The organism is Shewanella sp. FJAT-51649 (genome assembly GCF_019457435.1).
Lineage (GTDB): Bacteria > Pseudomonadota > Gammaproteobacteria > Enterobacterales > Shewanellaceae > Shewanella > Shewanella mangrovisoli.
In genome coordinates, this window is sequence record NZ_CP080411.1 from 3,570,086 (window position 1) to 3,583,181 (window position 13,096).

Consider the following 13,096-nt stretch of genomic DNA (forward strand, 5'->3'; position numbering starts at 1 on the left):
TGAGGGCTTTTTTACATCGCGTGATAGCCGATTACCAGTGACGCATCTTATGGCCTTTCACGGCATAGAAGAGGATAAACAGGTAGCAAGGTAACATCACCATATAACCGCCCTGCTGCCCCATATCTGTGGCCGAACTCGTGAGTCCCCAAAACAGTGGACCAAAAGCACCACCCGCAATCCCCATGATGAGTAATGCCGAACCTGTGCTGGTGAGCTTACCTAAACCCGACAGCGCCAGAGGCCACACCGCAGGCCAAACAATCGCATTGGCTAATCCTAAGAAGGCAATGAAGAGTAAGGTATCAGGCAAGGCCACACCGCCGAAAGGCACTAACAGCGCATTGGCAATCGCGTAGGAATTATTATCCCCGAACAGGATAGCAAGGGTCAGTAATAGCCCAAGAATCGCCGAAATCATCAGTGCCGTTGGCTGAGAGATAAAGCGAGGGATCAAGATAATGCCTAAAGTATAACCCAGAACCATACACACCATTGTATAGGAGGTCATCACGCCGTAATGCTCAACCCCGAGCGATAAGGCGAAGGTACCGATAGTATCGCCAGCAATCACCTCAACGGCCACGTACACAAATAGCGCGATAACCCCAAATGCGAGGTTAGGATGGGACAAAGCAGCCTTGATTTGGCCTTTATCTGTGTGCTCGGCCACTTCATCTTCATTAGATAGTTCTGGCAGAGGCGATTTTTTAACAGCCAGCGCCAACACCCCAATAAATATCGCCATACCAAGGTAAGGGAAAACCAAGCTGTTTGCCATTTCATCAATTTGCACTTGGGTTAACGTAGTGCCAATGCGGTCTTTAAAGCTATCTAAAATCAATGCGGAGAAAACTAACGGTGCAATCACTCCAGCACCTTTATTCAAAATGCCCATCACACTCACACGGGCCGCGGCAGACTCTTCAGGCCCAAGGCGAACCACGTAGGGGTTTACTGCCGTTTGCAGTAGGGTTTGGCCTGTGCCCATCACTAATTGTGCACATAAAAACAGGCCAAATATTTGGGTCTTAGCCGCAGGAATAAATAATAGGCCTGCGAGCATCATGATGCCCATCCCCAGTGCCATACCATTTTTATAACCGACTTTACGGATAACCCACGCCGAAGGCAGCGCGGTAAAGGTCACCGCAATGTAAAAGGAGAACAGGATTAGTGAGGCTTGGAAGGGATTGAGTTGCAAAATTTGTTTTAAATAGGGCATCAAGGATCCATTCAACCAGGTTGCGAATCCGAGGATGAAAAAGAGTGCTGCCACTATCGCCATGGGGAGAAAACTGCTTTTCTGCTGGCTTTTATCGAGTGTCATTTCCATAAACCTGCTTCTTATAGTAATTAATTTTTAAGGTGATGGCGGGACAAAAAACCGCTGAGTATTCCGCACATCCGTATAGCAACTCTTCTGCAATGGCTAATGTTATCATCCAAACGCACCATTGTTTCAGTGATGTTAAAACAAACAACGCAAAAAGACAACGCTGTCATTTGCAATTTAGTCCGCAAAATGGTCCGATTTGCCCCCAAATGAGCCATAAACACTCAGTTAACCGCTGATTTACAACCAAAGATGCTCTGCGCCCTTTGGTTGCTAGAAATAAAAAAGCCACAGAGGTGGTGAGTCTGTGGCTTGAGGGAAAATCAGATATCGACGTTAGATCCGCACAAAAATGTTGCGACGATACATCCAGTACAGCACTAACCATTGAACGGTGAGCAAACCAATCACGGCTCCTAAGGGCTGAGCATTTTCTGGCAATGCCGCGATAACGCCACCGAACACACTCTGGGCGATATACTTCCAATCCACTATGCTGGAGGCCAGATAAATAATGATGGCGTTAGTGCCTATCACCACAAAAATAAAGGCGAGCTTTTGCCATTTCAGCACATCCACTAGGGCATAAAACAGCGCTAACAGCAGCATGCTCCAACCGCTAGTGACCAACACAAAAGAGCTGGTCCAAAGTTCTTTATTGACGGGAATAACCCCATTCAGCAACCAGCCTAGGGCCAAACAAACACCACCGGCAACGCTCAAGAGGCCAACCTTTACCCACTCCCCTTTAGGATGGGATTTCACAATAAAATGACCGACAAACACCCCCGCTAAGGCGTTGACTACGGCGGGCAGTGTCGATAACACGCCTTCAGGATCAGGCGTTCGTCCTTGATAGCTCACACCCGGCAGTAACAGGCTGTCTACATAAGCATTGATTGACTCAGTCGGTGATAACACACCAGCCTGTCCACCAGGAAACGGCAACCAGAGTTGCACCGCGCCATAGGCCACTAAGATGCCCAAGGCCACCAGCACTTGGGTCCGTAAACAGGTATGCCACACCAGCAAGGCGGCAAAAAACCATGCAAAGGCAATTCGACCTAATACGCTGGCATAACGGACTTTTTCAGGGTCGGCAGGCGCCCCAGTTCCCCAACCATGGTTATAAAGAATGCCAAGCAATAAAAGAAGAAACAGCCGCTTAATCCCGTGGCGATACACAGGCATACGCTCCTGCATCGGCAGTATATCTAAGCGTTTTGGCGATAATCCAAGGGCAACACCGGAGAGGAAAATAAACAGCGGAAAAATCAAATCATAGAAGCGAAACCCATTCCACTCACTATGGTGCATTTGGGTATCACCCCATTGCCAGCCCGCCCAGCCCGTCAACATAAGCAAGGCGCCAAATAGGGCTTCACCACCTAGAATCCAAAACATATCGAAGCCACGCAGGGCATCAAGGGACATCAACCGCGGTTTTGACGGACTCTTTTTCGTGGCCGCATCCTGAGCGTTCACGCCCGTATTGGCGACAGTTCCCGGCGCAGTCGTACTCATACCATTATCCTTTATTATTGTTATTTAAATTATTTTATAACTTTTGAGCAAAATGCAGACTGTACAATAAAAAAACTTAGCCCCTGTCATCAAAATACAACAAGGGCCAAGGTTAACGCTTTACTGACTCAACCCACACTAAGGGCGAACATAAACCGCATTTCCAGCAATGTAGTTGGCCAGCACTTTGTGTTGATTATCTAGCAGTACTAAATCGGCACGCTGCCCTACTGCTAACCGACCAACGCTCTCGGCAATGCCAAGGAACTCGGCAGGATACAAAGACGCCATTCTCAAGGCCTCACCGAGCGGTAAACCGAGCATCTTCACACTGTTCTCAACTGCGGTCGCCATGTCTAATACGCAGCCTGCCAGTTCACCCGTCACCGCATTTAATCTATCGCCGACTCGCAGTACCTGAGTACCAAACAGCTCAAAACTGGTTTCATCCTCCATGCCTACTGGCGGCATGGCATCGGTTACCAACATCACTTTGCCACGGGGTTTAGCGCGCAGGGCAACTCTTGCGGCCGCTGGATGCACATGGTGGCCATCGACAATCAAACCACACCAAGCGGTTTCGCTCTCAATCGCCGCGCCCACCACGCCAGGCTCACGGGAACCTAAGGGTGACATGGCATTGTAGAGGTGAGTGAAGCCTGTCGCCCCCGCCGCTAATGCCTCGACAACGGTATCGTAGTCCGCATTAGAGTGGCCTAAACACACTTTAACGCCCGACTTGACCAACAGGCGGATCATCTCAGGCGAGACATTTTCAGGCGCTAAGGTCACCACTCGAATACCTAAATCCTGACGGCAAAAAATCGCCAATTCAGCCTCGGTGATCTCACGGATAAAACCTTGTGGATGCACGCCTTTTTTGGGTACCGAAAGATGCGGGCCTTCAAAATGTACGCCTAATACGCCTGCACTCTTTTGCGCGACCGCACTGGCAACCGCATCGGCAGCCTTGGCCATCACCTGCACATCATCTGTGATAAGCGTAGGTAAAAAGCCAGTGGTACCAAAGCGAGCATGCGCCTTGCCTATGGTTTCAATGCAAGCAACCGTTGGGCTGCTATTGAATAACACGCCGCCACCGCCGTTAACTTGCACATCGATAAAACCTGGCACTAGGGTGCCTAGGTAGCGAATTTCCTTAGCACCCGATGCGGTGTCTAAGCTGGCTATCAGACCATCTTCAATGGTGACAGGCACATCCCGATGGAAGGCTTCACCATCAAACAGTTGCTCGGCAATTAAGGTGAATTTCATCCCAAACCTCTTTTCAAATTAACGCGGCACAACGGCCATCCATTACAGCGTTTGAGTGACTTTTTTCAGCCCAGCGGGTTGGTCTGGGTCAATACCACGGGCAATCGCGACTGCGGCCACGTCGATATAAAAACGTTGTAACAAGGCTAACGGCGCAACACGTGGGTGAATATCCGTCGACGTTTGATTTAAATGCACTAAATCTGCGCCACGTTGGCTCACATTTTCAATCTGTTCGATATGGCTAGCGTAGGACTCATCGCCGATGCAGACATCCACAATCGTAAGTTTTTTCTCCACTAAGGTCACAGGACCATGGAGGAACTCAGCACTACTAAAGGCTTCGGCATGGATAGAGCACACTTCTTTTAACTTGAGTGCGATTTCCTTAGATACGGCATAACCTAAACCACGGCCTAACACGACTAAGTTTTTCACGTTTTCAACCGATGCTGGGGTCAATTGTGGCTCAGCATCAACCGCAGTTTGCAGTGCTTGAGGTAATGAGTTAACAGCGGCGGCGAGGGATTCGCTCTGCGTCCACGCCGAGGCTAATTGTAAAATCGCCGACAGGGTTGCAAGGTAGCTCTTAGTTGCGGCAACGGCTTTTTCTTCGCCTGCACGTAGTGGCACGACGACATCGACGATATCCTTGATTGGCGCGGTTTCATCGTTTACTAACGCCACACAAAACGCGCCGGCGTTTTTCGCCATACGCGCCTGGGCTAAAATATCAGGGCTGCGGCCAGATTGCGAAATCACAATCACTAATCCGCCTTCTAACTTCAAGGTTTTACCGTAAACGCTGGCCACAGATGGCGCAGCAGCAAAAGTGGGTACACCCGCTTCGATTTCAAAAAGATATTTAGCAAAGACACCCGCATGGTCCGATGAACCACGGCCCACAATCATCACAAAACGGGGATCGAAAGCACGCAGTTTTTCACCTAACTGCTGCATTAAATCGGCGTTAGCGGCTAACTGACCCGCAATCTTCTGCGGCGCGGTGCGAGCTTCTTGCTCCATAATAGTGTTTGTCATGTTATTTACCTTACAAATCAATACGGGTATTGCTTTAGCACTGATGGGCTAAAACGGCTTATTCATTAATGTTGACTGAGTTAAATTGCTGCAGAGCGAAGTACATGGCACCCAATTCTGGCGGTGCTAAGGTTTCAGAAATCTTGGCCACCACATCGCTGCCAAGCCATGCCTGTAGCGGTTCGGCAAGGCCGCCGATCATCGAGAAACGCACCGGATTGAGACTAAACAGCTTGCGTGCCATTTCACTGATGTAATCAGCCCCTTCCTGCACAATCCCGCGAGCGACTTCATCCCCCGTGTTTGCGCAATCGAGTACGCTTCTGGCTAATTCGGCATAGCAACTAGAAGATTTACCAGCGAGATGCTCAACGATGCCCAAGGCATCCCTTACCCCAAAATGCTTTAACAACATCTCGGTTAAAGCGGTCGGTGCAGCAAAGCCATCGAGGGCGAGTAACACATGCTCGGCAGCTTTTAAGCCAAGCCAAGCCCCACTGCCCTTATCGCCCAGCGCAAAACCGTGTCCGCCAATGCTTAAGCTGTCATCACCTACATGGGCATAACCGCAAGAACCTGTACCCGTAATGATCACCGCACCATCCGCGCCGCGATGTGCACCGATACAAGCGGTATGAAGATCCGTAGTGACATACATGGCGGCAAACGGATGCTGCCAGCTGATCACATCCTGATACAGGCGCGGCACATTGACTCCCGCCAGCCCTAAGCCCGCGACGAGTAAATGGCTATCGGTTTCCTTCATGCCCGCATCCAGCAGAGCTTGGCGAGTCGATGCTTCAATAGATGCAAATGTTTGTGCAAGACCATGCAGCGGATTAGCGCGCCCAGCAACACCTGTCCCTAAAACGGTACCGTCCGCAGTATAGATAGTGGCTCGGCACTTACTGCCGCCCCCATCAACACCGATAAACAGTTGTTGATCTTTTGTCTGGACTAACCCCATGACACCCCTCTTCATCTCTTAATGCAGCGCTACCGTTGCTTATACTTATGCCGTTAATACGACACTCAACTTTAGTTAACTCAATGTTACAGCAAAAATGACAGCGTTGTCATTTACTTTTTGAAGCAATTTCTAATCAAATGTCAGACGGAAGAAATGGCTGAAAGTGAAAAAGAAAAAGGCTGTATTTTTAATTTAAAATACAGCCAGATATAACTACTTCATTAATTAACGACTAAGCTGCGACCTTTACGTTTCCCATCGGCCGCGATCGCGCGGATCTCAACGGGTCCCGTTACCGCCTGCCCAGTTTGATAGGATTGCCATTGCCCACTCGCTTGTCGCCATTCAAGCTTAAGTCCCGGATAAGCCACGTTGGCAAACAGTTTACCGTCACGGATCTCGGCGCCGACGGTCGGCACTCGGTAATCGATACCCGCTTTATCGAGTTTGATAAACTCCTTATGCCCTAAAGTGTTAGCCATTTGCTGCCAAGATTGCGCCTGAGCCTCACGCATAACTTCGGTGAAATGCCCTGTAGTTTGATTATACAAAGCGCCTTGATATTGATATGGCACTTCCCACGCGGCTTGATGCCAAGCACGCTCAGCCAACATCAGTAAACGCGGGAAAATCATATATTCCACAGTGTTATCGCTGCGGATGGTTTCACTCCAGAGCTGGCCCTGCAATCCGGCAAAGGCTTTACCTTGTTCCCTTGGGCCAGATTGTTTGCCCTTCTCATCGGTTCTGGCCCTATCGTCAGCCTCAAAAGGCAGATTTTGAATGTCGGTCCACTGCTCCGCGTTTGCCACTAAGTTATCCGGCATAAAGCTAAACACTTTGTGCGCGTTGGTCGCACGACTTGCCCAATAATAGCCATGCTCCTTAGGATCGGCTTCATAGGGGAAGTCAAAGTACAGCACCTCAGGGTTTGACAGCACCACATCCCAACCGTTGTTGACTTGCTGATTGGCATGCTCATAGCCTTTGTAGGCAATCACATCCCAAATATTGGATTGAACTTTTGCAGGCATATTGCTTGGGCGAACATGGCTCATACCATCGCTCCAACCAGCCGCTTCAATGCCTTTTGCCGCTAACATAGTCGAAATTCGTTCGATAAAATAAGCGCCTAAGTCATCTATCGACTTAACGCCTTTATCGTTATTAGCCACAAACTCCAAACAGGCGGGTGATTGTTTCCACGCCCCTGCCGTTTCGTCGGCACCGATATGGTAGCGGGTTAATGGCTGGCCCGCGGCTTGGTGTAACTTGGCAATTTCATCAATGACTTTATTGACAAATTGATAGGTCGACTCCATGCAAACGTTCAGGGTGTTATCGTTGTAATACTGCACCGAAGAATAAACCGTTTTGTCGTTTGCATCGGATAACAAATATTGCTCGGCTGCCGTGGTTTTCCCTTCAGCTTGCAATTGACGAGCGCCCGCATCTAACGCTTTTACCGCTGTGTTAGCTTGATTTGCCGCTTCCTGCACAGGGACAACCTGCACTTTGCCCGTGTTTTGAAGCTCTACGTTTTCCGCCAGTAATCGACGGTAACGCGCCTCCATGGCTTTAATCGCTGCGCGGCTATGGCCTGGCATATCCATCGAAGGGATCACTTGAATCTGGCGCGCATCGGCATATTTGACTATGTCGATATAGTCTTGTTTGCTATAGAAACCGTTAACGGGAACATCCGCAAAAGGCCCGCTGCCAAGCTGTGGTAACAGACAGGTATTTTCCTCCAAATCGTGGCAACGCTTACTGCCGATGTCCGTCAATTCAGGCAGGCCATCGATCTCTAGGCGCCAACCTTCATCGTCGGCCATATGTAAATGTAATTTGTTGAGCTTGTACGCCGCCATTTGATCCAGCAGGTCAAAGATCAACGCCTTGCTATGGAAGTTACGGGCCACATCGATATGCATACCACGGAATGGATACCTTGGACTGTCCTCAATCGTCATGGCATTTACATGCAAATCTTGCACATCAATCAAACTGGCAAGCGACGATAACGCATAGGAAAACCCTGCAGCATCGGCAGCAGCAATCTCAATCGCATCCGCCTTGATATCCAGCAGATAACTGCCCTCAGCGCCTTGACGCCAGTTCAGCTTTACCGCTAGACCTTGTTCAGACTCGTTAACACCTAAGCGTGCTAAACGAGAAAGTGCCGCCGCCAATTGTTCAGGATCCAAAGCTTGTTGTGCGGCAGATGCGTTGGTGACCGAGCCGAAATCCAGTTTAATACCAGAGGTCAGTGACACGGCTTTATCTTGGCTGTGGATAGCGACTTTTTGCGGCGTCGGAATAATGGTATTGACCGCTAAGCTGGCATCTTCACTGACGTGTTGATTATTGCTAAATAGCTGTGCAGGTGTGGCAGGCGCTAATTTATCCGCATCGGTACGGCGATACTGCTTCACCATATCGGTGTACGCCTCAACATAGGGGCGCACTTCCATCCCCGTTTCAGGATCTTGCTGCACTTGCGTGCTGACGATCACCACTGGCGATAATTCGCCAGCAACTATGTAATAGTTTGGCATGGCATCGGTTTCAGAGAGCTGCCATAGCTCACCGCGGAATTTTAAGGTCTTTTTCTCGCCCTTGCTAAAACCGCTAAATGCCTCGGTGGGCGCGATGCGATACAGATCGCCCTTGATATGCGTAATACTAAACTCTTTGCTTTCAACGGCTTGAACTGGCCGCATCTGACTAAAATAAATTGCCCAATCTAGGCTCTTAAGCTCAACCTCTGGGACAAAATCGATTTCAGCAACAAAACAACGACCTTCGGCAGCGGCTTTGTCACAACTATCATCGGGCCTGTTGGTGAGCACGCGATAACTCACGCCCAAGGTATCCCCAAACTGCTGCAATTGCGCTTGGGTTAATTGGCTGGACTTAGCTTGCTCAACAGAGCTTGAGCTAGGCACTGCCTCGGTTTTAGGCGCGTCGCTACAGGCCGTTAAGCCCAGAGCCAATAAAATCGCGGTGGCGGCAATCGTTTTATTCATGATATTCCTTTTCTAGCTTCAGAAATGGCTACAATCTGAAGGAAGTTACTAACGTCCGCAGTCTTTCCCCTTGGTGAAACAGTCGCTCACTTGATTGTGCTAAGTGCTCACTATCGAGGGAGGCTGAACCTGAGACATTGGCAAGATCATTTAATGTACGAGAAATCGCTTCGGTGACACAGGTTTGCTCCTGCGCCGCATGGGAAACTTCGATATTCATATTACTGATATTGGAAACTAAATCAGTCACTTTAGACAGCACTAGCTTAATTTCTTCCGAACGGTTGACCCCTTGATTGGAGAGAGTCTGGCTCGATTGCATCACATTCACGGTTTCGGCAACTCGGCTCTGCACCTGTTGGATCATTTTTTGGATTTCTCCCGTTGCCTGTTGGGTACGGCTCGCTAAAGAGCGCACTTCATCGGCAACAACGGCAAAACCACGCCCCTGCTCACCCGCTCTGGCGGCTTCAATGGCGGCATTTAGGGCGAGTAGATTAGTCTGTTCGGCAATGCTGCTGATCACCACCACGACTTCATCGATGCGTTGGGTTTCCTGTTGTAACTGCGATACCGATTGGGCAGAACGCGCTAATTCCCCCGCCAATTGACGGGTAATGGCTAAGCCCGAGTCAAACTGACGCTGACCATCGTCGACCGCTCTATCGGCTTGGGTTGCCGCATCGGCGGTACGTTTAGCATTGATGGCCACTTCGTTGGCACTGGCACTCAATTGAGTCACGGCCGTGACCGCGGCTTCGGTTTCTTTAAGCTGCGCTTGCACCCTTTGATTGTTGCTTTGCGACAGCGTGCCCAGCGCCTTAGCATCGCCCAAAAGCAAGCCCGAGGTTTCATGCACTCTGGTAATAGTGCCATGAATTTGCTCGACAAACCCGTTGAAAGCATTAGCAAGTTTGCCGATTTCATCTTCGCTCTCCACGGGTAATCTGTGGCTTAAATCGCCATCACCATTGGCGATTTCTTCTAATGCGGCGACGACCTTCTCTAAGGGGCTAATCACTAAGCGTTTGAGAATGATGAAAATCACTAACAGACTGCCCGCTAAAATCAGCAGCGCCTGTAAAAAGTACCCCAGCAATAAGTCGGATAGTTGCGCCTTAACTGGCAAAGTAGAGAAGGCAATGGTTAAACGCCCAGTCGGATTCCCTTGGTCGCTGAACTGTAGCTCTCTTGTTTGTAGGTCGCTTGCGGCAACGGTCTCGGCTTGTTTGTCTTCGGCGAGCAACTTACCCCGATGATCCACAACGGTGATTTGATAGATTTGCTCAGACTTTAACATGACAGACAACACGGCACGGATCTGCTCGTAGTCGTAGGTAAAAATCGGCTGTACCATGGTGACTTGAAGATTCGCAACGGTATTGTCTTCAAAGGCCATTTCGTTGCTGGTCAAACTATCGCTCGCCAACCAATAGGACACCCCAAATAGCACGCTGACTATCATAAATATCGCAGCTGCTAACCCAATTTGTACTTTTAAGGCTAATGTTTTCATTATTTTGCACCTTGCATACTAAATAGATCTAACCACAACTCTTGGCGTTCAATGGGGGTTAAGGGACTTAAATCAGGCGTATCAAGACGAATAATGACGCGCTGCTCAAACTGGGCATCACGGTAGAGCTTGTCTATCTTAAGCTCGCGATTAAACATCTCGTCGAAGCTGCCGTCGCTTATCATATTTTCGAGCCCCGCTAAGATTGCCGCCGCTAACTCGGGACGTTTTGGGGACACAAAAAAATATGCCGGCGATCGATATTGCAGCAGGATGTGAGTATCGATTTTCAGCGCGGGATCGGGGTGGCTTGCGAGCTCATCGCCAATTTCCTGTGCGCCGAGGGCGAGGTAATCGAATCGGCCACCCTCTAACATCGGATAGAGATTGGTATATTGATAGCTAGTCACAACAGGCAAGCCATTGGCTTCGAGAATGCTGGCATCGGGCCAATAGCGGTTTTGTCCCGCTTTTAATTGCTTAAAATCCGCCAGCGTTTTTACATTAGCGAATCTGGCCTCATCCGTTTTGCGGATAATTAACAGGCGGTTACCGAGCAATCCCTTAAACAAGGGGATACGAACCGGGAGCACGGTTTCCTCAAGCTCCTTGGAAGTCATGCTCCAAAAAACATCGACTGTACCAGCCAGCGCTTCTTCGACCTTACGTTTCTGGTTCATCTGCGTCGACATTTGCTCGACCTGATAGGACTGACCAGAGCGGCGCAGCGCCTCTTTGAGGAGATTAAACTGCCATTGCTGTTGGATGGTAGTCACTATCTTGATGGGAGCGGGATTGCTTGCCGTAGAATTGCCAGCCGCATAGGCGGCATTTGCAAGCGTCAACGATGTGGACGCCACTGCGGCTATCACAGTGAAACTAAAAGCACAAACCACAGCGCTCGCCCAGAGTCCTAGCATGGACATCAACAAACGTTTAGCTAAAATCGTTACTACACTGCCAAGCAGTGTAGCAATATGAATAACCATGAATCGCAGCCTCTTTTTTATGACTGGAATATCCAGCGAGTTTTATTTTTTAATGCCGCTAACTTGTCTGCTTATCCTAAGCAAGGTCGCTCTACCTAAAAAAATGGCTGGGCACTGCTTACAGTACCCAGCCAACGCTAGTTTCTGGGGAGAGACTATCAAAATATTAAAGACAAACGTATCGCCGCCCGACCAGCAATACTTCTGCCAAGTACATGAATAAGGAGACCTCATCCTCTTCATGCAGACCTTACAAAACAACGAATCACACAAGCAGATGACAGCGTTGTCATTGATTAAATTACACAAGAAAGAACAGGTTTTCTACATTTTTTTGACATTTATCGGTATTTTTTTAGTCGAAACACTTTTAACCATTAAATATCAATAGATTATATTTTAACTTTTTATTTCCACATCAGTGTGACAACGCTGTCTTCGACTGATAACATGCATGCAACAATTCACCCATCCCTCGCGATCACTCAAAATGCTGCCATATGGCCTTATCCTCAAAAGCAGAAAGATTAACCTCGGCCAATATTATCGAGCGATGGCAATCGTCCTTGTGCTATTGAGTGCATGGCTATGTTGGTTAGTCCAATTTCATCAACCCGTTGAGTTAATAAAACAATACGGTCAGTTTCTGTTTTTGGGGATAACGGGAGCCATCTTTGCAAATGCTACGGGTGCGGGAGGTGGCGTGATCTTTATTCCGGTGTTCTCTAGCTTAAATTTCAGTGAAACTCAGAGTGTCTCCACCTCATTCATGATCCAATGTTTTGGTATGACGGCAGGGGCGATTTCATGGTCAGGCTACTATCGACGACACCATCACCATGACAAAACCTGGTCAGGTTTTATTCCGAGTATTTTATTAGCGGCGACCTGCTCAATGCTTGGCCTTTGGAGCAGTCAGTTATGGCAGTTGAACTCCCCTTCTTCGCTGCATACTAGCTTTAGTCTTTTTTCTATCGCATTAGGGATAGCGATCATTATCAGCAACCAGCGCCGCCCCCTTCAAAGCCATCGCCTCAACGCCCGAGACTATTGCTGGCTAGCAATAATTGGTTATTTGGGCGGGATTATCACCGCTTGGTTATCAGTTGGCGTGGGCGAACTCTTAGTGATCTATCTGATGTTACGGGGAGTGTGTGCCAAGATGGCTGTTGCCATCGGAGTGGTGGTATCGGCGATTACCGTCTGGTCAGCAAGCCCGATACATGTGTTTGCAAGTAGCAGTCATGCCCTATTCGAGCTGGTACTGTTTGCGGGCCCAGGCGCAATTATCGGCGGTTTATTAGCGCGAAAACTGGCGCTATTTCTCCCAGTCAAAACCTTAAAGCTGTTTTTCTCAAGTTGGATTATCTTGACTGGGAGCGTCATGCTCGCAAACTAGAATAGAAAGCTCGCTAT

Annotated in this window: 9 protein-coding genes; 1 reads left to right on the top strand and 8 read right to left on the bottom strand. The window is 49.0% G+C overall.

Annotation, left to right across the window (positions count from 1 at the left end):
* Nucleotides 1-31 precede the first annotated feature (31 nt).
* From nagP to K0H59_RS15740, 8 genes are all read right to left on the bottom strand, one after another.
* Nucleotides 32-1,330 carry an N-acetylglucosamine MFS transporter NagP gene (gene nagP, locus K0H59_RS15705; protein ID WP_011717943.1) on the bottom strand — a complete coding sequence of 433 codons (1,299 nt, stop codon included), beginning with the start codon at nucleotides 1,328-1,330 and terminating at the stop codon, nucleotides 32-34.
* Between the two features lie 342 nt (nucleotides 1,331-1,672).
* Nucleotides 1,673-2,860 (bottom strand): transmembrane glucosamine N-acetyltransferase NagX, encoded by a 1,188-nt coding sequence (gene nagX / locus K0H59_RS15710; protein WP_220053650.1) that lies wholly within the window; start codon nucleotides 2,858-2,860, stop codon nucleotides 1,673-1,675.
* Nucleotides 2,861-2,998: 138 nt separating this feature from the next.
* Complete coding sequence (nagA, locus tag K0H59_RS15715; RefSeq protein WP_220053651.1) at nucleotides 2,999-4,135, bottom strand: N-acetylglucosamine-6-phosphate deacetylase; 1,137 nt, start codon at nucleotides 4,133-4,135, stop codon at nucleotides 2,999-3,001.
* Between the two features lie 42 nt (nucleotides 4,136-4,177).
* Nucleotides 4,178-5,176, bottom strand: coding sequence for a glucosamine-6-phosphate deaminase NagB-II (nagB-II, locus tag K0H59_RS15720; protein WP_011623683.1), 999 nt, complete (start codon nucleotides 5,174-5,176; stop codon nucleotides 4,178-4,180).
* A gap of 58 nt (nucleotides 5,177-5,234) precedes the next feature.
* On the bottom strand, nucleotides 5,235-6,143 hold the full coding sequence (gene nagK, locus K0H59_RS15725) for an N-acetylglucosamine kinase (protein ID WP_220053652.1): 909 nt from the start codon (nucleotides 6,141-6,143) through the stop codon (nucleotides 5,235-5,237).
* Between the two features lie 224 nt (nucleotides 6,144-6,367).
* Entirely contained in the window at nucleotides 6,368-9,175 is a 2,808-nt protein-coding gene (locus K0H59_RS15730) for a family 20 glycosylhydrolase (protein WP_220053653.1), read from the bottom strand.
* 28 nt (nucleotides 9,176-9,203) lie between these two features.
* Nucleotides 9,204-10,691: a methyl-accepting chemotaxis protein gene (locus K0H59_RS15735; protein WP_220053654.1), complete on the bottom strand. Its 1,488-nt coding sequence runs from the start codon at nucleotides 10,689-10,691 to the stop codon at nucleotides 9,204-9,206.
* Nucleotides 10,691-11,680, bottom strand: coding sequence for an ABC transporter substrate-binding protein (locus K0H59_RS15740; protein ID WP_220053655.1), 990 nt, complete (start codon nucleotides 11,678-11,680; stop codon nucleotides 10,691-10,693). The genes K0H59_RS15735 and K0H59_RS15740 overlap by 1 nt, the downstream gene beginning before the upstream one ends.
* 490 nt (nucleotides 11,681-12,170) lie before the next feature.
* Between K0H59_RS15740 and K0H59_RS15745 the strand changes: the two genes are divergently transcribed.
* Nucleotides 12,171-13,079 carry a sulfite exporter TauE/SafE family protein gene (locus tag K0H59_RS15745; protein ID WP_088210765.1) on the top strand — a complete coding sequence of 303 codons (909 nt, stop codon included), beginning with the start codon at nucleotides 12,171-12,173 and terminating at the stop codon, nucleotides 13,077-13,079.
* Nucleotides 13,080-13,096 lie beyond the last annotated feature (17 nt).